The 26,334-nt window shown below is 42.0% G+C and carries 27 protein-coding genes and 2 pseudogenes; 5 read left to right on the plus strand and 24 right to left on the minus strand.

Features of this window, described 5'->3' with window-relative positions:
• The first annotated feature begins 8 nt into the window (after nucleotides 1–8).
• The 3 genes and pseudogenes from L1068_RS20190 to L1068_RS20200 all read left to right on the plus strand — a co-directional run bounded on the left by L1068_RS20190 (nucleotide 9) and on the right by L1068_RS20200 (nucleotide 1,810).
• Nucleotides 9–344 carry a metalloregulator ArsR/SmtB family transcription factor gene (locus tag L1068_RS20190; RefSeq protein WP_237131723.1) on the plus strand — a complete coding sequence of 112 codons (336 nt, stop codon included), beginning with the start codon at nucleotides 9–11 and terminating at the stop codon, nucleotides 342–344.
• Nucleotides 345–357: 13 nt separating this feature from the next.
• Nucleotides 358–1,376, plus strand: a pseudogene (arsB, locus tag L1068_RS20195) (ACR3 family arsenite efflux transporter).
• Nucleotides 1,377–1,378: 2 nt separating this feature from the next.
• Nucleotides 1,379–1,810: pseudogene (locus L1068_RS20200) on the plus strand (arsenate reductase family protein).
• A 175-nt stretch (nucleotides 1,811–1,985) separates the two neighbouring features.
• Here the strand turns inward: L1068_RS20200 and L1068_RS20205 are convergent.
• Nucleotides 1,986–2,852: an AraC family transcriptional regulator gene (locus L1068_RS20205; RefSeq protein WP_237131681.1), complete on the minus strand. Its 867-nt coding sequence runs from the start codon at nucleotides 2,850–2,852 to the stop codon at nucleotides 1,986–1,988.
• A gap of 199 nt (nucleotides 2,853–3,051) precedes the next feature.
• Entirely contained in the window at nucleotides 3,052–4,233 is a 1,182-nt protein-coding gene (locus L1068_RS22190; RefSeq protein ID WP_237131682.1) for a helix-turn-helix domain-containing protein, read from the minus strand.
• Nucleotides 4,234–4,366: 133 nt separating this feature from the next.
• Between L1068_RS22190 and L1068_RS20215 the strand changes: the two genes are divergently transcribed.
• Nucleotides 4,367–5,767: a S41 family peptidase gene (locus L1068_RS20215; RefSeq protein ID WP_237131683.1), complete on the plus strand. Its 1,401-nt coding sequence runs from the start codon at nucleotides 4,367–4,369 to the stop codon at nucleotides 5,765–5,767.
• A gap of 249 nt (nucleotides 5,768–6,016) precedes the next feature.
• Here L1068_RS20215 and L1068_RS20220 read toward each other — a convergent pair whose 3' ends face one another.
• On the minus strand, nucleotides 6,017–6,889 hold the full coding sequence (locus L1068_RS20220; RefSeq protein ID WP_237131684.1) for a LysR family transcriptional regulator: 873 nt from the start codon (nucleotides 6,887–6,889) through the stop codon (nucleotides 6,017–6,019).
• 104 nt (nucleotides 6,890–6,993) lie between these two features.
• Here L1068_RS20220 and L1068_RS20225 point away from each other — a divergent pair, with 104 nt between their 5' ends.
• Nucleotides 6,994–7,368: a nuclear transport factor 2 family protein gene (locus L1068_RS20225; RefSeq protein WP_237131685.1), complete on the plus strand. Its 375-nt coding sequence runs from the start codon at nucleotides 6,994–6,996 to the stop codon at nucleotides 7,366–7,368.
• A gap of 165 nt (nucleotides 7,369–7,533) precedes the next feature.
• On the opposite strand, the gene L1068_RS20230 is transcribed toward L1068_RS20225, so the two are convergent.
• From L1068_RS20230 to L1068_RS20325, 21 genes are all read right to left on the minus strand, one after another.
• Complete coding sequence (locus L1068_RS20230; RefSeq protein ID WP_237131686.1) at nucleotides 7,534–8,955, minus strand: S41 family peptidase; 1,422 nt, start codon at nucleotides 8,953–8,955, stop codon at nucleotides 7,534–7,536.
• Between the two features lie 145 nt (nucleotides 8,956–9,100).
• Nucleotides 9,101–10,018 (minus strand): hypothetical protein, encoded by a 918-nt coding sequence (locus tag L1068_RS20235; RefSeq protein ID WP_237131687.1) that lies wholly within the window; start codon nucleotides 10,016–10,018, stop codon nucleotides 9,101–9,103.
• A gap of 9 nt (nucleotides 10,019–10,027) precedes the next feature.
• Nucleotides 10,028–10,843 (minus strand): hypothetical protein, encoded by an 816-nt coding sequence (locus tag L1068_RS20240; RefSeq protein WP_237131688.1) that lies wholly within the window; start codon nucleotides 10,841–10,843, stop codon nucleotides 10,028–10,030.
• Between the two features lie 24 nt (nucleotides 10,844–10,867).
• A complete protein-coding gene (locus L1068_RS20245; RefSeq protein ID WP_237131689.1) occupies nucleotides 10,868–11,827 on the minus strand; it encodes a hypothetical protein in 960 nt (319 codons plus the stop codon).
• Between the two features lie 107 nt (nucleotides 11,828–11,934).
• Complete coding sequence (locus L1068_RS20250) at nucleotides 11,935–12,207, minus strand: RebB family R body protein (RefSeq protein ID WP_237131690.1); 273 nt, start codon at nucleotides 12,205–12,207, stop codon at nucleotides 11,935–11,937.
• Nucleotides 12,208–12,380: 173 nt separating this feature from the next.
• Entirely contained in the window at nucleotides 12,381–13,754 is a 1,374-nt protein-coding gene (locus L1068_RS20255) for an ATP-binding protein (RefSeq protein ID WP_237131691.1), read from the minus strand.
• Between the two features lie 271 nt (nucleotides 13,755–14,025).
• Nucleotides 14,026–14,211 (minus strand): LysM domain-containing protein, encoded by a 186-nt coding sequence (locus L1068_RS20260; RefSeq protein ID WP_237131692.1) that lies wholly within the window; start codon nucleotides 14,209–14,211, stop codon nucleotides 14,026–14,028.
• 47 nt (nucleotides 14,212–14,258) lie between these two features.
• Nucleotides 14,259–14,963, minus strand: a complete 705-nt coding sequence (locus L1068_RS20265) for a DUF1906 domain-containing protein (protein ID WP_237131693.1) — start codon at nucleotides 14,961–14,963, stop codon at nucleotides 14,259–14,261.
• A 207-nt stretch (nucleotides 14,964–15,170) separates the two neighbouring features.
• Nucleotides 15,171–16,190, minus strand: coding sequence for a LysM peptidoglycan-binding domain-containing protein (locus tag L1068_RS20270; RefSeq protein WP_237131694.1), 1,020 nt, complete (start codon nucleotides 16,188–16,190; stop codon nucleotides 15,171–15,173).
• A 45-nt stretch (nucleotides 16,191–16,235) separates the two neighbouring features.
• On the minus strand, nucleotides 16,236–16,733 hold the full coding sequence (locus tag L1068_RS20275) for a hypothetical protein (protein ID WP_237131695.1): 498 nt from the start codon (nucleotides 16,731–16,733) through the stop codon (nucleotides 16,236–16,238).
• A 547-nt stretch (nucleotides 16,734–17,280) separates the two neighbouring features.
• A complete protein-coding gene (locus L1068_RS22105; RefSeq protein ID WP_275419809.1) occupies nucleotides 17,281–17,403 on the minus strand; it encodes a hypothetical protein in 123 nt (40 codons plus the stop codon).
• A gap of 530 nt (nucleotides 17,404–17,933) precedes the next feature.
• Entirely contained in the window at nucleotides 17,934–19,187 is a 1,254-nt protein-coding gene (locus tag L1068_RS20280; RefSeq protein ID WP_237131696.1) for a hypothetical protein, read from the minus strand.
• A 977-nt stretch (nucleotides 19,188–20,164) separates the two neighbouring features.
• Nucleotides 20,165–20,638 carry a hypothetical protein gene (locus L1068_RS20285; RefSeq protein WP_237131697.1) on the minus strand — a complete coding sequence of 158 codons (474 nt, stop codon included), beginning with the start codon at nucleotides 20,636–20,638 and terminating at the stop codon, nucleotides 20,165–20,167.
• Nucleotides 20,639–21,260: 622 nt separating this feature from the next.
• Complete coding sequence (locus L1068_RS20290; RefSeq protein ID WP_237131698.1) at nucleotides 21,261–21,659, minus strand: DUF4157 domain-containing protein; 399 nt, start codon at nucleotides 21,657–21,659, stop codon at nucleotides 21,261–21,263.
• A 196-nt stretch (nucleotides 21,660–21,855) separates the two neighbouring features.
• A complete protein-coding gene (locus tag L1068_RS20295; protein ID WP_237131699.1) occupies nucleotides 21,856–22,119 on the minus strand; it encodes a hypothetical protein in 264 nt (87 codons plus the stop codon).
• Between the two features lie 60 nt (nucleotides 22,120–22,179).
• The gene (locus L1068_RS20300; protein ID WP_237131700.1) at nucleotides 22,180–23,655 is read right to left on the minus strand and encodes a hypothetical protein; all 1,476 of its coding nucleotides are present in this window, start codon (nucleotides 23,653–23,655) and stop codon (nucleotides 22,180–22,182) included.
• Complete coding sequence (locus tag L1068_RS20305) at nucleotides 23,627–24,109, minus strand: hypothetical protein (protein ID WP_237131701.1); 483 nt, start codon at nucleotides 24,107–24,109, stop codon at nucleotides 23,627–23,629. The genes L1068_RS20300 and L1068_RS20305 overlap by 29 nt, the downstream gene beginning before the upstream one ends.
• Nucleotides 24,110–24,119: 10 nt before the next feature.
• Nucleotides 24,120–25,130 (minus strand): hypothetical protein, encoded by a 1,011-nt coding sequence (locus L1068_RS20310; protein ID WP_237131702.1) that lies wholly within the window; start codon nucleotides 25,128–25,130, stop codon nucleotides 24,120–24,122.
• A gap of 40 nt (nucleotides 25,131–25,170) precedes the next feature.
• Complete coding sequence (locus L1068_RS20315; RefSeq protein ID WP_237131703.1) at nucleotides 25,171–25,542, minus strand: hypothetical protein; 372 nt, start codon at nucleotides 25,540–25,542, stop codon at nucleotides 25,171–25,173.
• An 89-nt stretch (nucleotides 25,543–25,631) separates the two neighbouring features.
• Nucleotides 25,632–26,012, minus strand: coding sequence for a RebB family R body protein (locus L1068_RS20320; RefSeq protein WP_237131704.1), 381 nt, complete (start codon nucleotides 26,010–26,012; stop codon nucleotides 25,632–25,634).
• A 43-nt stretch (nucleotides 26,013–26,055) separates the two neighbouring features.
• The gene (locus L1068_RS20325; RefSeq protein WP_237131705.1) at nucleotides 26,056–26,235 is read right to left on the minus strand and encodes a RebB family R body protein; all 180 of its coding nucleotides are present in this window, start codon (nucleotides 26,233–26,235) and stop codon (nucleotides 26,056–26,058) included.
• Nucleotides 26,236–26,334: the final 99 nt, after the last annotated feature.

The following is a 26,334-nucleotide window of genomic DNA, read 5'->3' on the forward strand; positions in this document are numbered from 1 at the left end:
AAAATACTATGGATCCACTTCAATTTTACAAATGCCTAGCAGACGATACCCGTTTGCATATCTTATTGTTATTAACGCAGGTTGAAAAAGCATGTGTTTGCGATTTTATAAGCGCACTTGAGTTAGATCAGCCAAAAATATCACGTCATCTAGCATCACTAAGACAATGCGGTTTGTTACGGGATGAACGACGGGGAAAATGGGTTTACTACCAAATACACAATGAACTACCTAATTGGGCAAAGCAGGTACTTACTCTCAGTGCAGCTAATAATAAACCCTATTTTCAAAATACACTAACTCGCCTTAAGTCCGCTCAAACGGACGCGAATACTTGCAAATAGTCAGGAGCATATTATGGGATTATTTGAACGCTACTTATCGGTTTGGGTCGCACTGGCAATTGTCACCGGTATTGTCGCAGGTAGCTTTCTACCTGACCTATTTACTGTTATAGCTGGTTTAGAGTTTGCACATGTGAACATTGTGATTGCGGTACTCATTTGGTTAATGATTTACCCTATGATGGTGCAAGTCGATTTTTCAGCGATTAAAGACGTCGGCAAAAAGCCAAAAGGCCTAGTGTTAACATTAATCGTAAACTGGCTTATTAAACCATTCAGCATGGCGTTTCTTGGTTGGCTATTTTTTAAAATATTTTTTTCAGTTGGGTAGACCCACAAACCGCTAATGAATATATCGCCGGTATGATTTAGCTCGGTGTTGCACCGTGCACAGCAATGGTATTTGTTTGGAGCCAACTAACTAAAGGCGATGCCAATTACACTTTGGTACAAGTATCAGTAAATGATTTGATTATGATATTTGCTTTTTCCCCACTCGCTGTATTTTTACTCGGCGTGACGGATGTTACAGTCCCTTGGGATACGCTTGTTTTATCAGTATTGCTGTATGTTGTTATTCCCTTACTCGCGGGCGTTTTTACCCGTAAATTACTAGACAAAAAAGTCAACCACACTCAGCTCAATCACTTTATTAGTAAGCTAAAGCCTTGGTCGATTATTGGGCTACTTTCCACCGTGGTATTGCTGTTTGGTTTTCAATCGCAAACTATTTTAGGCAACCCGGTGGCAATTGTATTAATTGCAATTCCCTTATTGCTCCAAACGTATGGGATCTTTGCATTTGCCTATTTACTCGCGAAAAAAATGAAATTACCCCACAACGTGGCAGCTCCTGCTTGCATGATTGGCACCTCAAACTTTTTCGAACTTGCCGTGGCTGTGGCTATTTCCTTATTTGGCCTGCATTCAGGTGCAGCATTAGCAACTGTCGTTGGCGTATTGGTAGAAGTGCCTGTAATGCTGTCTTTGGTTGCATTTGCCAATAAAACCCGGCAGTGGTTTAAGGAGTAACTATGATTGTTATTCATCACAACCCCGACTGTGGGACATCGCGAAATGCGCTGCGCTTTATTCGAGAATCTGGCTATACCCCTGTGGTGATTGAATATTTAAAAGAAGGCTGAACACGGCCACAGCTTTTAGCACTATTAGCGGCAACAGGGTTAACCCCTCGCCAATTACTACGTGAAACCAAGTCGCCAGCCAAGACGCTGGGACTGCCAGAGGATGGTGTATCTGATGAACACATTCTAGAACATATGCTAAAGCACCCCATTTTAGTTAACAGGCCAATTGTTGCGACAAAAAATGGCGTGAAGCTATGTCGCCCTAGTGAAACTGTGTTTGATTTACTTGACCGGCTACCTAGAGGGCCTTTAACCAAAGAAGATGGTGAACTTGTAATAGACAAAAACGGTAAGCGAGTGACGCTCATAGACACATAATCGTTTCGTGTAAAACATCTAATTTATTGTCTAATTAGTTTATTTTAAGTAACGGATAGCCATATATTACTCATTTATCTGGATACCAAAAGGAGCTTTCTAGATCATCAAGGTGTGTTAGAAGTAATTAAAAAATAGTAAAAATAAGAACCTAGCAATCGCTAGGTTCTTATTGTTAAGCCGTTAAACAGTATATACGGGTTAATAGCTGCTGTGGCGGTGTGTTCTTCGCATCATTTAAATATTCTTCAAACGGTGGAAAGTCCTTAAGTTGGAAATTACTTTGAGGCAAATATTCACCAAATAGCCAATCATAAGGCTTTTCTAGCTCAGGGTAGTCGCCTTCAAATAATAGTGAAACAACTTTGGATGAGGGTATATTTAACAGTTCAAACTGATGCTCTTCAGGTAGTTGAGTTACATCAACTGAGATACATGCCTTCGCGCTAAGTTTATCTTGTTCAACCGTTTTTGGGTCATCATAATAAATGCCAAAAAAGCGTGTATTTTCATTAATAAGACCGAGCTTACTTGCCATCACAGATAGCTTTTCAAACGCTTGGCCTATTTTCATGTAGTCACCTTTGTGCTCAACGCCAATTAAGCTCATGGCAGGCACAGTGTGTTGTTCAACTTGATACATAATGGTGTACTCCTTGTTAGACTTGGGATAGAGCAAGGTTACCCTTTCTTCAACGCGCGTTATTCGGTATTGGTGGGGTGTTTCACCATAGTGTTTACTAAACGCACGGTTAAATGCTTCAACACTGCCATAACCAACCTCTTTCGCAATTTGTTGCTGGGTTAAGTTGCTCCGCAATAAAAGCGCCGCAGCCTTCAATAACCTCATTCTCCGCACTGTTACATTGATCGTTTCACCAGCAAATTCACGATAAATACGATGAAAGTGATAATTCGACATACAGGCAACATCCGCTAGGGCATTCACGTCCAATTCTCCATCGACATGTTCATAGATATAGTCAATGACATTAAGCAACCGATGCTCATACTGATTTTTAGTTACGTGTTTATGCTTCATTATTTTCACTTTAAGTGCGTTGATTAAGTTAACTGACTGCGACAAACAAAGAGTACTTGATGTTAAATTGATAATGTTTGCGAACTTTAAGATTCACTCGATAAGCCTACAGCCCATTGTTTTAGCTTCTAAACATAAAACAAAATGCGCTTTTCGTCTTGTACAGTTCAGGATTGGGTTCTATTGATTGCAATCTTCGTCAAATTTCAGATGCGTTAGGTTCAGTAATAAGCTGTTTTCTGTATGCGCTTGGTGTATTCCCAACGTGCTTTTTAAATGCTTGATTAAACGTGGAGCGAGAATTAAACCCTACTTCAAATGCAACCTCTAAAATAGTGTGTTCAGATTGCTCAATAGATTTGCATGCCGCTTTAATTCGCCAACTGTTAATAAAATCATAAAAGCCGATATTCATGGCTGTGTTTAGCACTTGAGAAATCCTAATTTCAGCTATTCCAGTTAAATCAGACAGTTTCCTTAAGGTAAGGTTAGGATCTTTGTAAAAGCCATCAGCCATGGCTGCGTTCAGTTTGTTTTTGATTCGTTCAATATCGCTATATTGCATTGGCGAGTTTTGATATTTCCCTTGCTGTTTATCAGCACAAAGTAGCGCTCGCTCTGACTCAATTTCACTTTTGTAGATTGGGCCTTGAGTGATTGATAGTACGCCAACGATCACAAGCCAAAACAGCTCAAAAGTTAAGAAGAAGATATTATGCCATCCTTCTTCTGAGAGCCGCTCGGGTAAAAATATGCGGATCGTTGATACAGCGAACGCAATACACAAAGCGATAATTGACCAGCGGATCCATGATAAATTGCGATTATCGATATTAGAAAAATAACTTTTTATAGTATTGAGATGTTGAGCTAACAACTTAACGATGGCGATAACGTAGCAAAGCGAAAACGGCAATAACAACAATAAAACAATGGTTGGCCCTAATGTTGTTAAACCTAAATGCTCTAACGTACCCGATGGAGCAGATAAGCGGGCGAGTTTGATATCGCTATCGAGAGCATAATAAGGTACACACACCGAGAAACTTACGATAAACCCAATACCATGCTTTACATTTGCCAATAAACGGTTGTTATAACTAGGATCTGTTAACCCTTTTACATACAGATAAAAACTAGGAGCGATCAAATATAAAATAGGCAGATATGCGTTGGTTAATATGGGTGCTACTTGCCATACACCAAAATGCCAAAACCATTCATCAAGAATATTTGCGATGTTCGCACCATAAAATAGTCCCAAATAACGGACTGATGTCACCCGTTCTTTGAGCCACAAATGCGCAAGAATGAATAGACATACGCCAAAAGATGCACCTACAAGCAAAATTTGAATAGCACTTTCTAGTTTTAATTCCACGTAAATTTCCTTGGGCACACACAAAATCGCAATAAGTAAGTTTATTTAATGTGTACTAATCAGCTTAGACGGACGAAAAAAACAAACAAAATCATAGTATCAAGGTTCTTATGGACAATAAATGAGCGTGACTATGCAAATTTTAAAAACATTAATACTAAGTGGCGTACTCGCATTGGCAGGATGCGATAATCGCCCTAATTTTCCAACATCATCAACCTTTAATATTGCAGAACATTCGGGGGTGTGGCAGTCGCAAGGATATGGCTATCTAATGAAAATTGATGCCAACGGAATGCAACTCTTTGATACAACACGAGTAGGTTGCGTGCAAAAAGCGATGAGCAGTGCCGATATCGCATCTCATATGGCCGTATTCCATACTATAACAGATGAACATATTTGGGTGAGTGAAACTCCTAATTCGACGCGCTATTATTTTAATCGGTTACCCAATAAGGATGCGAAAAGCGTCATCGATAAGTGTTTAACGTCACCCAATCAAAACCCTACAGACAATTTTGTTTACTTTACTCAAACCATGGCAGAACACTATGCCTTTTTTGAGACATACCAGCAGGACTGGCCAAAAATTATCGAACAGTACGAGCCGAAAGTGAACGACGATATGTCACAAACTGAACTGTTTAATCTCTTTTCAAATATGATAAAGAAATTAGACGACGCTCATTTGTTTTTATCTGCACGTATAAACGATACATCAAAGCGATTTCAGCCGAATGAATCCCGTATTCTACGCCCAGCATTATCGCGCGCGTTCAAAGAACAAAATGAAATTAAGGACGAACGCACCTTCCGTTTACATTGGTATGAGCATTACAAACACCAAGTGCGCACCGCCATCTTAAACGAAAGTGCCAACGATATAGGTAAATTCATTATTTGGGGTATGACTGACAATATTGGCTACATCAATCTTCAACGCATGCAGAACTTTTCACAAAGTGGCTCTATTCAAGATGATGTGTTGGCAATCCAGCAAGCTATGGATACCATTATGGCAACACTCGCTGCCAGCGACGCGATTATTTTTGATATTACTGCCAATGGTGGTGGACATGATGAAGTTGGCTTAGTCATTGCGCAATACTTCAATACGAAGCAGCGATTGGCATATTCGAAAACCGCGTTAGGAGGCCCTACCGTACCTCAAAAGTTCTATGTAAACACAGCAAATGAGCCACCGTATATTAAGCCTGTCTATTTAGTAACAAGCGACCATACCGTTAGTGCGGCTGAAACCTTTACCATGGCGATGAGAGCAATTCCTAACGTGATTCATGTTGGTGATACAACACGAGGAAATCACTCCGATGTATTAGATAAAACACTTCTAAATGGCTGGCATTTAGGCCTATCTAATGAAACATATCAAGAAAGTGACGGCAAAATATCTGAAGGTATTGGGCTCAAACCAGCGCAGTCATACCCCATTTTTTCAAACGACAATATATTTGAAAGCCATTCAATTGCCATAAACACCTTAGTTAGAGACGTTAAAGCAAAATTGTAAGCAAGGAGTTTGAGCCAACCGCTTTATCAACCTCAGTAGTTAAATTGGCGTTAAGTTTAATCAAATACATAGATAAATTACCGGTGATTACTTAACAGCAGTGACTAGTTGGAGAAATGCGGCTAGTCACTTTTATCATTATAATCATGAAATTAAAGGGGGTAATTCTGCTTAAATTAAAGGTGAGTTAATGCTTTTTTCATAGTGTAAAAAACCTCATGATTGCGCATCCTAAAATTGCCACAAAAATTAGCTATCGCCCACTAAGTTTTGTAAGTGTTTCTGGATACCTTCTACACACACTACAACGTTAATCGGTTGGTTTTTACCAAAAGGATGAATTGCAAAAACCGGGTTGCTAGGCAATTTAAGGTTTGAGTCTACCGGTACTAATTCACTATCGAATCGCGACAAATAAAAATCTGGAACAATCCCAATACCCGCACCGGCTTTAATTAATGCCACAGACGCGTAAAATGAGTTCGTGGTGCATTGCGCCTCAGTAGAGAAAAGTTGTTCAGAGCCATCTGGCCTCGTAAACGTGTGTTTTATGCTATTCCCCTGCCAAACATTTGCAATGTAGGGCAATGTATCGATGTTTTTCGGCTCAAACCCCACTGCACCACACAATACATCATTAAACGACCCAATGCGTTTTTGCGTCAAGTTACTGTCTGCAGATCTGCCAACTCTAATCGCCAAGTCAATATCGTTTGCCATAAAATCAAGCTGTTCATCCGCGCTTATCAGTTCTGGCTTTAACCCTGGATAGTCTTTCATTAGCTTTGCAATCACTGGCGTTACTAACGTTTCCATTAAGGCATTTGGCGCAGTAATGCGAATACGCCCTTTTGGCTGAGCTAAATAAGCTTGCGCTTGCTCCCAAGCATTGTCCGCAATCGAGTTAATTGTTTTACACTTGGTGTAAAAACGCTCCCCCACATCTGTCAGTGACAGCCTACGTGTTGTGCGCTTGAGTAAAACAACTCCCAGCGATTGTTCCAGCTGTTTCAAGTTTTGGCTTATTACTGATTTCGATAAGTTGAGTTGTTCACCAGCTGCCGATATCGATCCTGCCTCAACAATATGGGCAAAAATCATCATTTGCTTAAGTCGATTCATATTTATTGTTCTGTATAGCAAAACAGTTATTTCTATTACATCTGTTTTTTAGCACTTAGTAGCTCGTTAATCTAGCCACTCATTACTAACTAAGAGACAGCAAGATGACTGAACAACAGATTTTAAACGCCTGTAAAGATAGTATTACGGCATGGCAAAACGCATTTAACAACCAAGACGCAGCTGGCTGTGCTGCACAATACAGTAAACATGCCGTAATGCATGCTCGCCCTTTTGGTACGTTTAAAGGCACTACAGAGATTGAATTTTTCTGGCAAGGGATCATTAAACAAGGATTTAAAGACGTTGAATACACAGATGTTGCATGGTCAAAGTTCGATGATAAGAGCTTTATTCTTAGCTCAAAATGGACAATGAATAAAGCGTATGGTGTTGTACATCGCGAATTATGGCGCGTTGAAGAAGACGGCAAAGCGCGCTTAATTGACGACGAATTTGAAGTGCAAGGTGAACGTTAATTACAAAACATGTTGTGTTTTAGATTAAGCACAATTCAAAACGCTAAGTTATTAACATTTAGGAAAAAGGTTAACGCGTAAAACGATAACCTTTTTCAAAATGACTGGCGTTACAAACCTCAGTATCAGATCTCGTCTGAACTAATTCAATTTAGCAAAAACGAATTAACGCGCTTCTAAGATCTGTTGTGTGTGATCAATCCATTGGAAAGCCGGCACGCTCGCATCAATGTAATAGTCAGGTTGAATGCCTTTACTGTCTATCGCCATCTCTGGAATTCTAAAGCTCTTTGACAAGCTGTAATAGAGTGTGAAATGTTTACTTGGTGACTGAACTTGATACATATTCGAAATATCTAAAACGCCGCGGGTTGTCACACCAAACAGTTTCACTTTCTTGCTTTGCTTGGCCACCAATAAAAATTGCTCTGCCGTGCTTCCATTGCGATTATCAATTAATACACCAACATTTTTAGGCAGTGGATGAACACGCTCGAATGTTTCAACCGTGACCGTATCGTCTTCCAAATTAACAAATTCACCTAAGCGATTTTCTAACTTTTTGTAACTTTCTTTTGCCCATTCTTTGTCTTCGTCGCTAAAGTTATCATCTTCCATAAACTGTAGCATGCGAGAGTTATTAAGTGTTGTAGATAAAAACTCAAGGCCGATAGTGCGGATAGGATTGGTATAAATAATTGGCAAGATCTCTTCATAGCTAACATCACTGCCACCGCCGTTACCACGTATATCGATAATCAAATTTTCCGTCTGCAAAATGGTGTCTAAATTATCTTTAATAACCTTATCAATCTCTTTTTTAAAACTATGATCAAATGACGGAATTCTGAGTAATGCAGTTTTATTTGATAAAACCTCAAATAGTGGTTTGCGCGCCGCCATAAGCTTCACATATTGAGTAACCGATGGTGCGCTCACAGTTTTTTCATTCTGACGTGACAGCGTTAACCAATTTTTACCTATCAATAAATGGTTTTTATCTAGGTTACTTATCGAATCGATAGAACGTAAAGAGTGATCTGACATGTAGTAGCTCACTGTATGTGTGCCGTTGCCGCTATCATGAATTGTGAATTTAATTTGCCCTTTTTTCCAACTTTCGTTGCTCGATTCAATAACGTAAGCGTTATAGTTCGAACCTTCTTTTTTCAACGCAAGTGTATAGCCCGAGAATGTCCAAATCCCCTCCCAATCCTCTTCTTGTTTGGTATCAAGATACTGACTAAAAGCTAATTCATTAAACTCATGAATTTTAGACGTTTTGTTTTGTAACTCTTCGCCATTAACATTAAGCCCAATACCAATATGCCCATCACGGAAAAACGACAACCAGCCGTTTAGTTGTTTATGGCATTCAGTTGCTGAGCCACTATTTTTAACTGCGCTAAGGTATTCAACATTGTGACTTTTATAGCTACTTTCACCCTTTGTAGAAACAGCATATTCAAAACCGGCATCATTATTTTCAAACGTGGTTTTGAGCCACTCAAACTCAGCTGTACAGTCAAAAGGGTTTGCAATCGCTGTAAATGGCAAAATAAGTGTTAAAAAGGCAAACTTTTTCATTAATACTCAAGTCCTTATTATTAGTATTTTTGAAACAACAGGGGCAATGGAGTCACCCATTGAATTAAGCGATGCCATTCTACTGAATATTTATTGTAATGTCGTCCAAGAACCGATCCTTGAAACGGTTCTTGGCTTGACTTTGCTACCCTTCACGGTTTGGTAAAAATTGTAGCCAAGGGACAATGGTAAAAGGGTATTCACCTGTTACATCCACGCGGCTAAACCAAAACTGCAATGCGCCAGTGTTAATCCCTTGATATTTGAATACCACATTAGCAATGATGCGGTCTCCGCTAAATGCGGTTTCCACATCAACGTCAATTAACTGGTAGCCACTGGGGTTCGGGCCATTGGCGCTGGCGCCGTAGTAGAGCTTGTAGGATTGATTGTAGACTTCAGGGTTATTGTACAGAGCAAAATTAAGCGCACGTGTTCCATCAGTGCAACCGCTAGAGCAGTCTAGTCGGGTGATCTCGTCCATCAGTTTCGAAAAGTTTGCGTTATTACTGTTATCACCGTGGAGCAGTTGGCCAAATGGCATCACCGAAATGGGCATAATTGCAGTAACATGCATCTCGCCAGCAACGGTTGCCTTGCCAATGACCGCAACTTGTCCAAAGCTATTGGTATCGCTCCTACCTAATGCGGTAATACATTGGTTAAGCAATTCTTCTGTGGTTATCAACAGTGAGTATTGTTGTTCGTTGTAGCGATTGTCGAGTGTCCAATCCATACTGCGCGCAATGTAACGGTTACCTGGTTGGCTTAGCCCAGTAAACAGCTGCTGGTGGCGTTGAGGGTTGCGGTTTAGCTGCTCTAGCGCAATGTTGTCATTAACGTTTTCCAACATCGGCAAGGCTTCGGATGACATCAAGCTATTCTGATTGAGCTCTTTTTCAAGGTTAAGTGTTGGAAACTTCGCATTGATGTTACCGATCACGTAAACGCTTTGTTCATTGATAAGCTGGGCGTCAACATCAAAGTGCTCAGATATCTCACGTTGAAGCACACTAGGGTTAACCTGTGGTTGCTGTTTTAGTTGTGTGTTGTGGTGAATCATTACGTGCTCCTAGTTACTTTTGGCAAATGGGGCTAGCGGTGAGGCAACAAACGGGTAGCGGTCAGATACATCAATGGAGCAGGCGTAACGGTTGGCATCTGGACTCGTTAAAATAAACTCGATAATTTGTCTGTCGCTGAGGTTTGCCTGTATCTCAAAGTGTATTTCGCTAATGGCTCCCATAATGTCCGTGTTTGCTTCGCTAAGATTGATTTGGCCAAAATGGGTTGTCAGGTAATTTGTTGCACGCGCTGTTGCTGTGCGGCCAATGTTGGGCTTAATCGCTGGGAACGTCAGTTGTTTGCTTGAGCTTGTCGTTTTATGAGCTGCTTGCAATTTCGTTATGTCAATTAAATGCTCCACGCGCACCTTGGGTAAACTTGGCTTAAAGCCAGGTTCATGATGCTGTGTTTGTCCAACAAGTATAAACAGGTTTGTCGGTAATCCGGCTGCAGCGATAAGCGCGTCTAATTGGGTTGGTGTACTCGGTTTTAGCTCAAACGTATCAACATTGTTCACGGTTAACACCCATGTTGCTTGTTTTGCCAAATACATAAATGGGCGATAGTTTAGTGTGGGTTGATTCTGGTTGGTCACACTGTAATTAAAAATATCGCTGTAGTTAGTCGTCGGTTTGCCTACTACTTTTGCCGCTGCTTCGTACTGTTTTTCCAAATCGAGTGTCGAGAAAAAAGGTTTGATGTACCCGATGGCATAGACATTCTCAAAAGCCCCTGCATGATTGCATTGGATAACCGCGTCCTGCGTTGTAGAGTCACTAGCGCTGGTTTGTTCAGTACCTGATGTATTGGTTGATAAGTTCATCTTAGATCTTTCCTCGAACACCGTTTATAACCTAGGCTGAATAGGTGTAAATGGTTGAATTGCTGTGTTTATAAATGGATACAACCCAGAGACATCAACACGGCAAAAATAGCTGTGTTTCTTTTCAGAGCTGTTCTCTTGGTAGGTAAAAGTAATGTCGACAATTGAATGTTCTGATGAGGCGTCAAACTGCGTGAAACCAATTTTGATAAGTGATGCACTTTTGCCACTTGCCGAGCCCGTTTGCATTGAATGCGTATGTGCGTATATATCGGGGTAGCGAAAGGCAATAAAATTCTTAGCGCGATCGTCATTAGAGCGGCCTTTATTAGGCGCCAGCTCTAACGATTTGATCACGTCTTGTATTGCGTTAGTTTCAGCTGTAGAAATGTTTTTGATCGTATCGTGCAATTCACTCATTGTATGAGAATAAACTTGCTGACAAAGAACCGCTTCCAGCCCTAAGCTATTGTCCTGCCAATAGGCATTACCAATTACACAGGTATATACTTGTTCCAGCGTATCAGCCGGAGGCTTAAGCGTATTAATCAAAGCCGTTAATTCCGACTTAGAAGCTGGCGTTAAGACATATACCCGCTCGCTTTCAATCGACAATACCCAGTCAACTTGCTCTGCAAGGTACAAATACTTGTCTGGTTCTGACGTGGAATTGTTATTGGTAAAGACGGCGTAGTAATTTTTTTCATTGACGCCAAGTGCCCGGGCAGCTGCCAAAAATTGCTTTTCTAGTCCCTTATTGGGGAAAACCACATGCACGAGTCCTAGTGCATAAATCAGGCTTGTGCTGTTTCGTTGGATTGGCATATTCGATGACTCGTCAGCAATCACGCTTACCGTGTCGTTGTTGTCAGGTTCTTGAAAGGCGTCAGTTACATTGGCAGATGCTTGCTGTTTAGGTTGATCTGCACTCACGTTATCTGGCGCCAATTCGGGTTGTTGCTCTGTTGACTCTAAATAGCTCATTTTTTAATCTCACGTAAGAATAGAGCACAGGCTAATGCCTGTGCCTTTATACCCAAGCCACCTAAAAATGCGTGTTTCAGCGCTATCACAGGTGGTTGGTGTATAGATTAGCTCGCGCCTAAAATTTTCTTAGTCGCTATACCGGTGCTTGCGGTGTCAATTGAATACAAGGTAGTGACACCCATAGTCGTCGCCGCCTGAGCCGTAATTGCCGCTTGTTGCTGCGCTGTTGTTGCATTATGCGCTGCATTTGCCAGAGCCTGCGAGGTTGCTTGGAACAAGTTGCCCATTGACATTGCAGGTGCGTCACCGAGTACTTTTACATTTGCCTGAGTAACTGCATCTGTGATTTGGTCGTTTACTGAAGTTGGAAAAGCCATGTTATCTTCCTTAGTTAGTATTAATTGTGTAGTTATCTACGTTTTAGGTTGTTACCGATATTCATAATATCCGAGTCGATTCGATTAGTTTTGGATTAACTTATTGATAAACTGTTAAATAGCACGCTATAAATAAGTGTTTTTAATAGCCAGCAGCGCAGTCATGCGTGTTTTTACCACCTCGGTTGTGCTTGATGTGCTTGGCTTCGTTTAATCCCCTGTTCGATGTCGGTAAGTCGTACAATAGTGCGTTGCTCTGAAAGCAATTTAAGCGAGACAAAACGCACCACATTGACAATTTCCGCGCCACTTAAAGGGTGTTTTTCCGCAAGTTGAGGTAAGTTAACGCATTGTGCTAACTGGGTTTTGTTGCAAAATCCGTTTTGCCAAATTGTTAAGCGCTGTTCTGCTTTTGGTGCCGGAAACTGCACGATAGACTCAAAGCGGCGAAAAAACGCATCGTCAATATTGTCTTTAAAATTCGACGCCAAAATAATCACCCCATCAAAGCGTTCTATGCGTTGCAGTAAGTAAGCGACATTTTGATTAGCAAACTGATCGTTTGACGACTGCGTTGTTTGGCGTTTGCCAAAGAGCGCATCAGCTTCATCAAAAAAGAGGATCCAGTTACGATGCTCAGCTAAGGTAAAGACTTGCTCTAAGTTTTTCTCCGTTTCACCGATGTATTTTGAGGTGATCATCGACAAATCTACTTTATACACATCCATGTTTACCGCTTGACCAAGTATACTTGCAGTCAGCGTTTTACCTGTGCCCGGCGGGCCATAAAAAAGCGCTCTGAGTCCTGGGCGGAGGTGCTTTCCTATACCCCAATCGTTTGCCAACGTTTGGCCATGTTTTACCCAGTCGATAACCTCTTCTAACTGCTCTCGAGTCGCCTTTGGTATTATTAAATCCTGCCAATCCATGTTGGAGGTAATACGCGAAGCGGGGAAATGATGACTGGTTTCAGGGCGATATGGCTTTGCGATCGTGAGCGCATGATTAAACTCAGGATTAAGTTTAAGTGGCGCTTTTAGTTTTGACGGCTCGCAATGCTCTTCATGAATCTCTAATAGGCGTTTAAATTTGGTATTAGTATGCAATTGCTCAAGCACTGCCAGCTGCCCATTAATGCAATCGCCATTCAAAATAAACGCGGCAGTTGCGCCCGTTGCATACACACAACCTGCCACTTCCACCATACCAAACTCTGTAAACGGGCGATTGGTATGTTCGTTTATACTCAATAGCACATCAAACAATTGAGGCTTAATGATGGGCACTAAACTTAAAACTGTGACTAGCCTTTCTAATGTAGTGAGGGAATGTGAAACAACGAATTTGCCATAGGCTGACGTGGGTTGTGTAATTGGTACAGGCTCGGTAACTGACAAATGTGCTTGTTCAGCGTTCTGTTCAAAATAGTGATTTAGTCGTTGCGTAATAATGTGTGATAGCCACTCGCAATCTCGCGTTAAATCAGTGGCATTTGATGTAATCGGGTCAATGGCATCGATGACGTTTGCTGTATTTTGTTGCCACATGAACAATCCTGTTTAGAGTCCTTTAATAAGGTGTGTTACACATATTAAACAAGTCATGAAATCAAGGATTGGTAAATCTAGGGGAGGATTTGGTTATTTTCAGGAATTACTGGTATTCATAGAGTTTGATTAACATGGAGGCGTCGAAAATCGATGTTGTTATTGAGTGGCAAAGCATTGTGGCTAACAAGGTCACTTACTTTCGGACCTTTTAAACACAATAAGACGGCGAAGAACGACTGCAAAGTATCACCGGGTTGACTCACATATTCTAAAAAGCCATCAGAATCACGGTAAGGGAGTTTAATATCGTAAACGGTGTTAAAGGGGTCGTGTAGATATTAGGGTTTGCTTTTTCAATATCGCAAGGTTGAATGCCAGCACTGACATTAATTAAATGTGCAATCGTTGCGATGGTATCGCCTAATTGCACCGTGTATTTAAGGGCCTTTTGCATAAATACAATAAGCCAGTGCAAGCACCGGCTGTATAGTTTAATTGCAGTTATTGCTCAGCCCAGTAGATTTTGAACGTGCCGTCATTCTCTCCTATGGTCATGGTTCTAATCGTACTGCCACAGGTGGACTCTTCAAACGGCGAATAAGTCGATTCAAGCGTTCTGCTATTTGTTTGTTGCTGTTGGGTAATATCATCTCCAATAATGCCTACAGAATAACCTTTTTGAAAAATGCTGTGCTCAATACCCTTAATGTAGAGTTTGATACTATTGTCGCCATTTGCCAGTTTTAGCCAAACCGTAGTGCCAATAGGAATATGTGCTTTTTCAAGCAAATTGATCACGTCTTTTGAGACAGCTTCAGCTACATCTTGAAGATCTGCTTCTGTGGGTGTCGCTTTGTACAAATTATCATTCTCTATCAAATGATACAAAGGCATAAGCTTTAAGCCATAGCCGTTATTATTTGTGGTTGCAGTGATGCGGTTTGTTTCTTGCGCTGAGAGCGGAATATCAAGACCATTTTTATCATTGCAATTTAAGTTACGAATACAAAATTCATAGTGTTCTTTAGTATAGCTTTGGGCAATACTTGGCTTCATTACACCGTTGTAAACAAACCCCTTGGCTCCCTCAGTTGCAACTTCTGCATAGGCTTGAATGATAGGGGATTGACTGTTTGCCATCCGTTCTAAAATGGCGTTGGTGTTTTCTAATAGCTTCTCAACGTTATCAGTGTTCGTTGCGGCCATGGTTAAACTCCTTGTTAATGGATAAAGTATCGTTTCAACACAATTAGCAAAAGTAATTGGTTGAATTAACTTTAGCGAGAGTAGCTTTTACCAACTTGGTAAAAGTTACGAATGTGATTGGTATTAACCACGCAATTGAAAAGCAGAGAAAAAGTGATGATGTGATGAGTAGGCAAATGCCTACTCATTTTGAAGGGAACCGTGAGGTTATTGTGCGTTAGTTTGTTGCCACTGAATGTAGCCAGCAAGTGTTACCCCTTGGTTGGCAAAATAATTAACAGCACTTGGGTAATACGCATCTTTTACCAAGCTTGGTACGACTTTAGCTTTGCAATTAGCGAATTCACTCCACTGCACTCCTAGGCTGGTTGCGTAGTCATTTTGCGGCTCTTCACCTGTGGTGTAGAGTTGCGGTGAAATTATATCGATATTGGAATCTGCGAAAAAAGTACCCATCATTTCGTTACCATCACTAATACCGTATGGGGCAGAGTGGCTTACGGTGACAAGGACATCAAGCCCCGCTTTTTTGGCCTTTGCAAAGACTTTCTGAAAATCTTGAGTTAATCCGCTGTCTCCTGTTTCGATATCGAACGCAATGCCATCATAGCCCTGCAATAAATTACTCTGAATTGCCTCATAAATACCGACCAATGCTTGAATATTAAATGCACCGGCTTGATTCCCGCCTCCAAAGCAAACATATTTGCCGCCAGTTAAACTGGATTCTATTTTTTGAGCATTACTCAGCACTTCATTGACATTAACATACCCGCTAAATGCAAGGCTGATTGTTGCGTTGCCTGGGTTTGCTGCCTGAGAGTAAGTCCAGTGCCAGTAACCCATAACATCAGCGCTTGGAGATAAAGAGCTGCTTTGGTCACATTCAGTTGAGGGGATCGTTAATAATTGACCTATTTGCAAGTTGTTAGGCTCTATACCTTTATTTGCGACAATGATGTCAGCAACTGAGAGCTCTGTGCTTTGAGCTAATCGGCTACAGATATTGCTATAGGTATCACCTGAGAGGATCGTATACGACAAATCACCAACACCGAGAACAAAGGGAATCGCTATCAATTGTCCTATTTGCAAATTATTTGGGTCAGTAAGCGTGTTGGCTTGTTCAATGTGTTCTGGCGTTACACCTGCGCATGCAGAAATGGCATTTGCTATTTTTGTTAAAGTGTCACCTGGTTGAATAGTATAGATTAATTCCGTATTCATTATTTTTTCCTTTTACCATAGGCTAATTGATAGCCGTATTTTTAATTAAACTAGTTTTATTTTTAACTGATGTATACGTTTTTCGTATTCACTCATAATGTTATTAACGACCCAACCAGCAGCCACGCCGCTGCCAGCGTGTGCAGCTCGAATCCCATGATATTCGGGGTAGGTATGCTGTAGCCACTCTACGCCAACACTTATCGTTCCACCCACAAGCAGGCCAAGCAAGTGAGCGTATTTATGGTAAAAGCTACGCGCTGACTCCATTGCCTCTTTAGCATAGGCGACGTCGTTGTCTGGGATATCTTTTACGCCAAAGTTAAAGATATGATTAGCGAAGATCACATCATCCCTTTGTGGGTTCGTAAACCCGGGTAAAAATGCTAGAACGCGAACGATCAGCGCAAGTAATGTTACTTTAGTGCTTGCAGCCTTACTTTCACTGTTTTTTGTTTCAACTTGATGTTGTGGTGTATCGTCGTCACTCGCGCTAGCGTGATCGGTAGTATGATCTTGCTCATTTACTGACGTTTCGCTCATATCTTGGTGTCCTTTATTGCTAGAGGCGTTTTTTGTCGTTATGTAGCTTAATGGCGCAATGGCAGACTCGATTGGTAAATGTTATGAAAATAATGGTGTATCTGAGGGAGTGTTGTTTTAAGTGAGTAGGAGTTTAGGTGATAGTAGAATGGCGATGTCTTATCTAATCCGCAGTATGGTGGAATCATGGTGTGGGCATTGAATTATGATGCAGAGCAAGGCAGGTCTTGCGCCAATGGCGTAACTGCGGTTATTTAAGCGTTATCGTAAAACGTATACCGATATTAAAAGAGAGCTGTTCAGGCTCTCTTCTCATATCGAGACTTACTGCTTGTTCATATACTTACGGGATGCATGTAATTAAGTGACAGGAGCGATACGAGTGTAATGCCTAAGTATCGCCCGAAAAACAGCTTGAATGGTTTTTAAAGTGAAGACAATATTTAGTGCTCAACAGTGCGCGTTATTGGACCAAGAATTGCGTTGGGCAAGTGATTCTGCAAAGCGTTTCTTACCGTCGCAACTGGTAACGTATTGAGTGCATAAATTACCACATCAAACCCAGCATTCCCATTTTACTCTGCATAACCGCCATTGCCGCCATTGCCGCCATTGCCGCCAGGTATATTGTATATTGTTCAATTGCGTGTTCTATCTCATTCCTCGTCACGCCACGCCATTAACAACAAGGCGAAATGTGTTCGAGTGGGCACCTCTACACTGCACAGCCGTCTTATGAATATGACGTGTAGTTTCGTTTTTTTGCCTAACCAAATTCTTTCGTTGGGTAATGGCACTGTCGATGGATTTGCTTTTTTGCGCGTTTGGTTTTACTAACTGGGCATACATAGATCAACTGTGTTTGAGAAATTGTGAAGCGGCTTGCACAGCTCGCTTATGTTTAATCGACATGCGCTAGATTTTAGAATTGTCGGAGTTACTTCTCTTGGTAAAAGCAACGAATAATTTGATGGTTTATGGGTTTGTTAAAAATGAAAGTGGGGGTAAGGATTGATAAGGCACTGACTAATCATGAAAAATATATGACTTATGTAGATGCATTTTTGACATCAGCGCAAACAAACAACGGGGGCGAGTGAAAAGCAGGTGGCTACCTGCTTATACTGAAATAATAATTCGGTAGAAATTCACTCGACTACTTTACAACGGCTGTCTAATGGGTGAAACCGTACTATTTTGTTATGGAGCAACCCAGTTACCCTCCGTCGCCTGAGGGTTTATTTGATAACGTGTGTTGTTGATATTAGTAAGTCCTACCGACATACCTGCGGCTAGATCGTTGGGGTAATTTAGGCTGTCTATAGCAGGGACATAGTTTTTCAACATATCCATAACAAAGTGGTATTGATGTATGCCACTGGTACTACGCCAATATTTTCTGTTCCAGAAAGCAAAAATACCTAAGGCCACCGCTTCCATTTCTGCATCTGTAGCACCAACAGCTCGGCCCAGTTGCATCATTCTACCGGTACTATAGGATGGGCCATGGTCTACGATCATGCCCTTGCTACGCAGGCAACGCATTGTTGCACTGGACTCGTCAATAATACCATTGGGCCGTACGATATTAATAGGCTCATGTTGAGGCAGTCCAGCAGCATCAATATAATGTGCATTGCTCAAATGTGCAGGCACATTGATGGAGTTATTAGCAAGATCTAGAGCTTCCTGGGAATTAATTGGGCCATTAAACCAGTCCCAAAATTTTTGAGTAATATCCTTAACGGCAGGTATCAAATATTCCAATGAGTAATCATCTGGATTAGCGAGAATATCGTTAATTGTCGTGGCCTTCTTACCACTGACCTTACTCCAAAGTGTAGAGCTCAGCGAGTTATAGTAATAGCCGTAAATACTGGTGTCATCCAGCCAATCATCATCCCGGTAACGTAATGCAATAATTTTATTAACATAAGACCTTACCTTCTTCAGATAGCGTCGCACACCGGTGAGTATCTCGGCAGAATCAAAAACTTCATCAGCCAGAGCTGTTTCTTTGGCTTCTGCATGTGGGCGCATGGCTTCTGCAACCAAAGTACGAGCAGCTTCTTCGTTAGAGGAAAAATCCCACGTCCTTGCAACAGATGGCGTATAACCTAATGCCTCCCAAATTTTTGAAGAGGTACTGGTTCCGCCTGAAATCCAGTTAGCGATAATGCTTTTTAACTCTGTTTCTGAAAACCTGTGATTGATAGCTGCCCAGCCAGCTTGTAGAACAATATCAGTGCTGGCCCTTACAGCTTGCTCCATGGCTTGGAATTCCGAGTCTGAATCTGTGCAGTTGATATTGTTGACATTCATTCTTTTTTGAATAATGGCTTTAGGTGTTTTGGTGAAACAAACCGTATTTTTGTATTCATATCTGGGTAATTTGTTCGCGTATGATGCCTGTCCTTCTAATTTTTTTTTCGACTTCTCTACTTGTTCATACATATCTCAAACCTTTTTAAGTTTTTAATTAGCCAATGCACTAGGCTGTCCCTATTACCTATAACAACACAAGTAAAAGTGAGTGGCTTATACCTTGACTATCTCACTATCATTTATGGTTTTTTAACACCTGAACGCGGTGTTAAAAAACAATCCCTATTCAATTTTTAGATTAAACGTGTATTCATTTTCAGTAACCCTTTAACACCCACTTACTACGCATTTTAGAACTGTTAACAAACCACGCTCAGGCGTACCTATTTTATTTTCAGGAGCTCACGTTAAGGTCACGGTTAAATATTTATCTCATCTAACAAATAAAAATGGGTGTCATGATTAATTTGATTAATTGGTCGAACGCTTACTATCTTAACTTTAGGCGGGCAGGCAATATCGGCCTTGGTAATAACTCCTAAAAATTTGGTCTTTTTTATGAATGTTTATACGAATGATTAGCCAACGGGTGCTGTTAGAAAGTGGTTTTAAGGGAGCTGGAGGTGATACCTCTTACACTAAAATAACAATTCGGTAGACATTCTCAGTATTTTTTTTGGCCGACCGATGTGTGACCAACACATTGCCAGATAAGAATCTATACGTTTATTTGACCGTTACAGCAGGCAGTATCGGCCTTGGTAATAGCTCCTAAGAATTTGGTCTTTTTTATGAATTTTTATACGGATGATTAGCTAACTGGCACTGTAAGAAAGTGGTTTTGAGGAAGCTGGAGGTGATCACCTCTTACCCTGAAATAACAATTCGGTAGAAACCTTCACCACTTTTCAGTGTGGCCGGCTGATGTGTGACCATCATGTTGTCCGATTTAAAGTTATAAGCTTCGTAAGCGATGAACACACGTTCACAGTGTGCTCATTATTTCAAAAAGGCTAAAAGCAAAAAGAAAGACCCTCAGAATTTTTCTCACAATTATTCGCTAAAAAATCACACTATTATTTTACAGCAGCTGACTGATGTGTGCCTCAGAGCTCATCTTCATCTTCACCTTCCTCTTCTATCGTTGTATTCTCTTGCCCCACTCCGTTAGGTTTTATATTGTATATGATGTTATGAACCCCATCGTCTTCTATTTTCACATTCATATTACTACCATTTATATTTTCCTCATCGCTTCCTTGTTGTTTAATTGACTGCAGTCCTGCATGAAGGGTTTTTATCTCTTTGTTCTTCTCTGCCGGGTTAGGTTCAATATCTTCGTCGCTTTGTAGTGTGTTATACGCGTCGAGAAGTTTCCTAAAATCTTCGGTGTCATCTTTCATTATTTTTGCAAGAGTATCGTCAGTAGGTATGTCGTCTATTAGCTTGTTATATATGTCTCTGTCGCCAGCGGAGTCTCCTTTAAATAGGTTATTACCGTACATACACACATTATGTATTAGCTGGGAGGCCTTCTCATTCCATTCGTATACACTCATGCTATCTTCGAAGGGGAGCACTAGTTCACCCGATAACTGTAGCCATAATGACCGTAACCGTTGACCTCCTACCGTGCGGTTGCGCGCTGATTTGATCATTCTCTGAAGCTTCTCACTTATTGATTTATACGGTATGTAGTGCTTTAGATTCCCTTGAATTGGATTCCCTTGCTTTGTTAAGTAATGGCAGGGTGGTATCTTTGTAGTTTCTTTGTTATTCCCTCGTTTTATCGATAGAAGTGTCACTCTTCCCGTATCTTTTATAGTTCCGTCATTTTCTGCGTAGCTGTTACACGCGCGTTGAATAAATTTCATAGTGTTACTGCGCACATTAGGGCAGTGGCTGCTGTGTATTGGTCGGATCATTCTATTCGTTGTTATGTCGTTAAATCGGTGTTCCTTGTTATTATCCAAGGTACGTACACAGCTTTTAGGTGAGTATCGCTCATGGCGTTTTTGTAAACTTCTATACATAGCTGTTTTTCCTTCTATTACTGTTCGGTTTGTTTTAACACGGTCGTCATTTCATTGTCGTGTTTAAAAAATGTTTGTGAAGAGTACTCATGTAAGTATTATTGACGTAAGCTCTTGCCCATTCCTACAATCCCGCGGCCAAGTTCGCTGTTAAACCCTTGCGTTCCAACTACCCCTGCCCACCTAAACGAACCGCCATCTCACCCCAGTCTGTCGCTTGTTGCTCAAGTTTAGGATCGTCATTGACCGCTACACCATTGACTTCGGTGGTGGGCTTTACCATTCCCAGCGCTTGCTGGGCTATGTGGCCCAGTTCATGGGGGAGGTGCTTTTCTTGGCCGGCAGCTAAGTAAATATCACGTCCTTGTGCATACGCGTGGGCTTGTACTTGTGCCGGGTTCGGGGAGTTGTAGTGCACTCGCACATCCGCTAGGTTCACACCCGTCAATGCTTCCATGCCGCGCTGTAAACGGGGCGGTAACGCGCGAATATGAGGCACTTTTCGGCGCTTCTGCGCAACGGCACTGCGGTACTGACTGGTTAGTGTTTTGGTTTGTGTGAGCCACATAATCAAGCCCTTTCATTCTTTGATGCGTTTACTATAGGGCTGTTTTTAGGCTGATGATTGGTCGTTATTATGGGTTTGTTGGTACTTTATCTGATCTCAGGGGGGGGGTGATTGCCAAGAGTAGAGGTGTCTAAATGGTAAAAAACCTCCTTAGTTATATTACGTAAGGAGGTTGATGGGCGTATCAAGATGGTGTTTAGTCAAAGTCTGTTGCTGCAACAGCTTGTGTAGCGTTTTGCTCTGCCTGATCAACTTGGCTGTAGCCAACACTACCTTGAATTTGCTGAGCAGTGGTATTGATGGCGTTGATAACCGCATCACGGGCAATTGCTTCTGCCTGCTCAGGTGTGTAAGCGGCATAACCGGTACTTTGCTCAGAGACTAAAATATCTGAATCTTGCACTGCGTCTGCTGCTACGGCTTCTGCGATATTGATGTTTTCTTCAGTCGATTGACTCATGGTTGTGTTTCCTTGTTGGTTGGTTAGAAAATTGATACGGATACACTTATTTAGTAATGGTTAGTTTTGGAGGCTTGAAAAGTCGCCTTCAATCCAGACTTCATTTTGGCTAAATAAGTGAGTTAATTCCTGCGGGCGCGTGTTAGCAAGTTCGGAAAACGAGGTTTCCCATATATTGCGATGAGACTTTACTTTGACTATTTTGTGTTGGTCGCGCTGCCAATCAATCGCCAAAAACACGCTTTTTTCAATGGGCTTTTTACCAAAATGAGCATCTTGTCCAGACAGCATGACTAAGCGGCGTTTTTGCTGCTGTTGTAGCTCTGATTCTCCAACGCAATAAACTAGGCAAGAGCGCAACCATGTTGGGTAATTCAGCATGGCGATTGGCGCGGGTGATGGTCTATAGTCAGGCTCGATATTAAGTGGTTTCGGTGTGCTTTGTTTTTTGCTTTTGTCAACGTTTTGCTGCGTATTCAAGTAGTTAAATACGTCAATTGACAAACTACGGTAGGCGCTGACGGGAATGTCGTCGAGCGTTATTGTTGCCTCGTTTGAAAACAGTTTTTTATGCGCCTCATACAACGATAATAATTGGTTAATATGTGCTTGCCGCGCATTGACCAGAGCTGGTCGATTTAACCCATAGGTGTCAATGCTAATTTGGCCGCGGCTCAATAACTGTTGTTGGTCGCTAGGCAATGCCTCATGCCATTGCTGAAAATCATCGCTGATAGGAGTGCTTGTGGCATGTTGTTCTGGGATCACCCTTGGATCTGTCCATATTAATAGTTCAGCCTCTTGACTGGACAGCTGGCGAGATGCCATAAGAAACGCGCTTAGCTGGTCGTAGGCAAATGCTTGTCCATTGAGGGGGTTGAAGCGAATAAAATCACGCGGTTGTTCGCGATACGGGTGAATTAAAATCGCTTGCTCTTCATCAAGAGGCGTATCTGGAAAGCGTTTGCCAATAACGGGGAATAGTCCGGCTTTATGCTGTTCATCACACGCTTTGCACACGTAAAGAAGGTTGTCGTGTTGATACGCCAAGGCATAGTAAGGGGAATAGGTTGTGTGAGGCGTTTTGCCATCGTTGGCAATGTCATCAAGTAATTTTACAGGGCGAAAATGGCTCACGGCACCGCTTTCGGTTGCTGTTAAATCGCTTTCACACAGTGCGCAACATCCTTTTGACCGCTGTTTTACTTGCTCAGCGACCGTGTTACTTGCATATAGCGCGGGATCAAACGCAGCATAGGTAAAGCCTATTTTTACATGGTCGTCGTGCGTCACTGGCGAGCTGCCTAGTGTATGAACGGGGTGTGTGAGCCTTTGGGTCATAAAAACAAGGTTATTTACCAAGTCACTGGCATAGCCCTCTTTGATCAATAAGGCGCGATCTGATGCGGTCAGCGTGTGGTATTTTGGCCCGCTCTGTAAGCGGCTAACCAATTCTTCCATTTGTTTTAATGCCGCACTTTTCTTAACTTCTTCGTCAGGTAAATCGTTAATGGGCGTTGCACAAAGCGATATCATAATGACTTATCCTGGGCTGTATTTGATGGTTTGCTACCTGTTGCGTCACTGCTTGTTCGTATTGCTTGTTCTTCTCCAGCAATTGCGCATGCATGTTTTGAATGGTTTTATCCATCGCCTCTTGAGCCGCTTTTGCCGAGGCTTGGGCCGCTTGTTGCTGCTCTGCCAGTGAAGAAAAGGCAAGGTTTGCTGAACTGTCTTGCGCGCCGGTTTCATCAGAATTAACGGTACTTTGCTGTTCGTACTGTTGCAATTGTTGACGAGATTGCGCAATGAGTTGTGTTGATTGTTGCAGCGACTGGTCGATAGTGTGTTGCGCATTGGCGAGCATCTGATCAATGCTCGCCAATAAATTATCAAGACCAGGAGGCATGGCTAGCTGAGCTAAGGCATGCATTTGTGGCTGCGTATTATCCGTTGGCGTATTGTGATTGTTAGGATTGTCATTTTTCATGAAAACTGCCTCATTTAGCCGAGTTAACAATGGGGTAGTTAGGGCGAATACTTGCGATGCTCATACAGCCAATAGGATCAATATTGATAATTGCTTGCGATGAATCCAGGTCAAATACATAGCTGCGTGCTGTGCCTGCCTGCTCGATGAAGCTATCGTTGGCTAACTTGCTTGCAAGCTCGTTTTGTACCGAGGTTAAATAGGTATTCGCTTGTTCTGCAACTGTTGAGGAGTCAGCTAATTTGATATGCAGTGCGGTACTCAATATGGCACTACTAATACTGGTAAAACCCAATAAATTCCCCTTAGCATGCCATTGGATGATGGCGGCGTTTAGCATTTGCGCATCTAGCTCATACGTTACCTTTGGGCATTGAAAGTAATCTTTAACAACGTCAGTTAGCTGCGCCACTACGTCATCAATGCGTTGGTTTTTACCCGGGTCACTGTTTTGCCAAGCCAAATATAAGCAGTAATAGTGTGCAAACTCGCTTAGGTTTTGCGCGGCTCCCAGCGCCCAATTAACCGCAGCCTTAAGCTGTGTGGTGGTTGGCGAAAATACCTTGTCGCAATAGGTAAGTACATTTTGCAACACAATGTGCTCGCTAAATTGCGCGGCGGCCATGATTGGTTGCGTAAATAGGCCGTTTTGCTTACAAAACTGATTAACGAGTTCAAAGTCAGCGTTATTGAGCAATTGATATTTTGTCAGCAGCGGTTTTGCTTGTTGCGCATTCTTACATACAGCCAAGTCACGTAAGTCGTTAGCGCTAAACTCCAGCAGCTTTTTAACATCTGCAACCAACTGTATTGGCGCTACTAGGATCAGGGATGAATTGCGAAAGCCCTGTGGTAGTTGCTCTGCAAATGCATCAAACGACGCAAACTCAAAAACCTCATCTTTATTGCTCGCCAGCGCATCAAATCCCTTGTCACCCTGGGTAAATGTCAATAACGTCTGAATTCTATTCGGTAATTGTGCGAGTGCCGTTATCTCTGTATTGTTAATTTTTATCGTCATAATGAGCTCTACTTATTTGATGCTGCGAGGTTTTGTTTATTTATGAAGCAGACGAAGAACCACCTGTTGGAAATTGACTCAACAAAGTACCCGCGTTTTCACCGACCGTTTTAAAGTTGCTTGCGCCATCACTGACCATAGTATTGGCCGCGTCAATAATTTGTGAATACTTAGCAACATCACCGGTAGCAAGCATTTGCGCCATCGCGACACCCATCGCTGTGGTTGCCATTGTGTTGATGTTACGCAAGTTGTCGGTTGCATCCTGAACGGCAATTGCAGACGATTGTGAAACCGACTGGTACGCCTTACCAGCACCTGACAGCTTATTCATTTCACCTGACAGCACACCGTTTTGAATGACTTCCAGTGCGTTGACTATTTGCGGATTGACTTGTGTGGAATCGGCCATAATTTATTACCTTATCTACCTTCGATTGGGTTTGAGATTGCAAATACCGCTATACAGTTGTCTGCCATTAACGTGCAACCCGTGTAATTCTATTTTGTGCTTGCGTTGTCAGTGCCACCTTCTGAGGGCGCACCTGCGGTGGTGCTTGCCGCGGCTGGCTCTTTCTTTTGCAGCGCTTGGATTGTGTGTGTTAAATCAGCAATCGTCTTTTTGTCGTCAGGCTTTAATACCTTTTCAGGTGGTGGCGTTGGTATCATCAAGTTGAGCATTTTCGCGCAGCTTGCCGTTGCAGCTGCTGAGGCTGACGTTTGTGCATTTTGTTGTGCGGTGACCGCATTAAACATCGACATGCCGATGGTTTCTGTACCCGTTACGTCGAGCATGCCCATTGACTGTGCTGCCGCGCCGCCACTAAGCAGTGCATTTAGCTGAGTGATTGCATCTGTGACTTGATCGTTTACTGTACTCATGTTGAATGTCCTTTGTCTTTATTTTCGCTGCTTAAATGACTAACTAACCTTTCGCAGCCGCGGCAGCACCTGCGGCTATCATCAACGCGCAGCATTGGGTCACACTGGCGTTTTGAATCGCTTGTGCGTTTTTTTCATTTTGTTGTGCATTTTCCATCACAAGCGCAATGGCATTTGCCATCGCAATAGCTGCAACATCGACTGAAAAAACTTGGCTTTGCATTGGGTGCCGTCTCCTATAAATCAGGTGTTTTGATTGCGACGAGCGAATATCAAAACACCTGCGGTGAGCATCAATATAATGATTGATTCTGCAATCGCC

The sequence above is a fragment of the Pseudoalteromonas sp. MMG024 genome (assembly GCF_021654175.1).
Classification (GTDB): domain Bacteria; phylum Pseudomonadota; class Gammaproteobacteria; order Enterobacterales; family Alteromonadaceae; genus Pseudoalteromonas.

Bases quoted from the DNA above. Each gene is read 5' to 3' on its own strand.
- L1068_RS20230 (WP_237131686.1), bottom strand. From the start codon at position 8,955: ATGAAAAAGTTTGCCTTTTTAACACTTATTTTGCCATTTACAGCGATT.
- L1068_RS20310 (WP_237131702.1), bottom strand. From the start codon at position 25,130: ATGACGATAAAAATTAACAATACAGAGATAACGGCACTCGCACAATTA.
- L1068_RS20220 (WP_237131684.1), bottom strand. From the start codon at position 6,889: ATGAATCGACTTAAGCAAATGATGATTTTTGCCCATATTGTTGAGGCA.
- L1068_RS20270 (WP_237131694.1), bottom strand. From the start codon at position 16,190: ATGAATACGGAATTAATCTATACTATTCAACCAGGTGACACTTTAACA.
- L1068_RS20205 (WP_237131681.1), bottom strand. From the start codon at position 2,852: ATGAAGCATAAACACGTAACTAAAAATCAGTATGAGCATCGGTTGCTT.
- L1068_RS20215 (WP_237131683.1), top strand. From the start codon at position 4,367: ATGCAAATTTTAAAAACATTAATACTAAGTGGCGTACTCGCATTGGCA.
- L1068_RS20255 (WP_237131691.1), bottom strand. From the start codon at position 13,754: ATGTGGCAACAAAATACAGCAAACGTCATCGATGCCATTGACCCGATT.
- L1068_RS20300 (WP_237131700.1), bottom strand. From the start codon at position 23,655: ATGATATCGCTTTGTGCAACGCCCATTAACGATTTACCTGACGAAGAA.
- L1068_RS20290 (WP_237131698.1), bottom strand. From the start codon at position 21,659: ATGTGGCTCACACAAACCAAAACACTAACCAGTCAGTACCGCAGTGCC.
- L1068_RS20265 (WP_237131693.1), bottom strand. From the start codon at position 14,963: ATGGCCGCAACGAACACTGATAACGTTGAGAAGCTATTAGAAAACACC.
- L1068_RS20250 (WP_237131690.1), bottom strand. From the start codon at position 12,207: ATGGCTTTTCCAACTTCAGTAAACGACCAAATCACAGATGCAGTTACT.
- L1068_RS20235 (WP_237131687.1), bottom strand. From the start codon at position 10,018: ATGATTCACCACAACACACAACTAAAACAGCAACCACAGGTTAACCCT.
- L1068_RS20315 (WP_237131703.1), bottom strand. From the start codon at position 25,542: ATGGCCGATTCCACACAAGTCAATCCGCAAATAGTCAACGCACTGGAA.
- L1068_RS20280 (WP_237131696.1), bottom strand. From the start codon at position 19,187: ATGTATGAACAAGTAGAGAAGTCGAAAAAAAAATTAGAAGGACAGGCA.
- L1068_RS20240 (WP_237131688.1), bottom strand. From the start codon at position 10,843: ATGAACTTATCAACCAATACATCAGGTACTGAACAAACCAGCGCTAGT.
- L1068_RS20305 (WP_237131701.1), bottom strand. From the start codon at position 24,109: ATGAAAAATGACAATCCTAACAATCACAATACGCCAACGGATAATACG.
- L1068_RS20260 (WP_237131692.1), bottom strand. From the start codon at position 14,211: ATGCAAAAGGCCCTTAAATACACGGTGCAATTAGGCGATACCATCGCA.
- L1068_RS20275 (WP_237131695.1), bottom strand. From the start codon at position 16,733: ATGAGCGAAACGTCAGTAAATGAGCAAGATCATACTACCGATCACGCT.
- L1068_RS20295 (WP_237131699.1), bottom strand. From the start codon at position 22,119: ATGAGTCAATCGACTGAAGAAAACATCAATATCGCAGAAGCCGTAGCA.
- L1068_RS20325 (WP_237131705.1), bottom strand. From the start codon at position 26,235: ATGCAAAGCCAAGTTTTTTCAGTCGATGTTGCAGCTATTGCGATGGCA.
- L1068_RS20190 (WP_237131723.1), top strand. From the start codon at position 9: ATGGATCCACTTCAATTTTACAAATGCCTAGCAGACGATACCCGTTTG.
- L1068_RS20320 (WP_237131704.1), bottom strand. From the start codon at position 26,012: ATGAGTACAGTAAACGATCAAGTCACAGATGCAATCACTCAGCTAAAT.
- L1068_RS20225 (WP_237131685.1), top strand. From the start codon at position 6,994: ATGACTGAACAACAGATTTTAAACGCCTGTAAAGATAGTATTACGGCA.
- L1068_RS20245 (WP_237131689.1), bottom strand. From the start codon at position 11,827: ATGAGCTATTTAGAGTCAACAGAGCAACAACCCGAATTGGCGCCAGAT.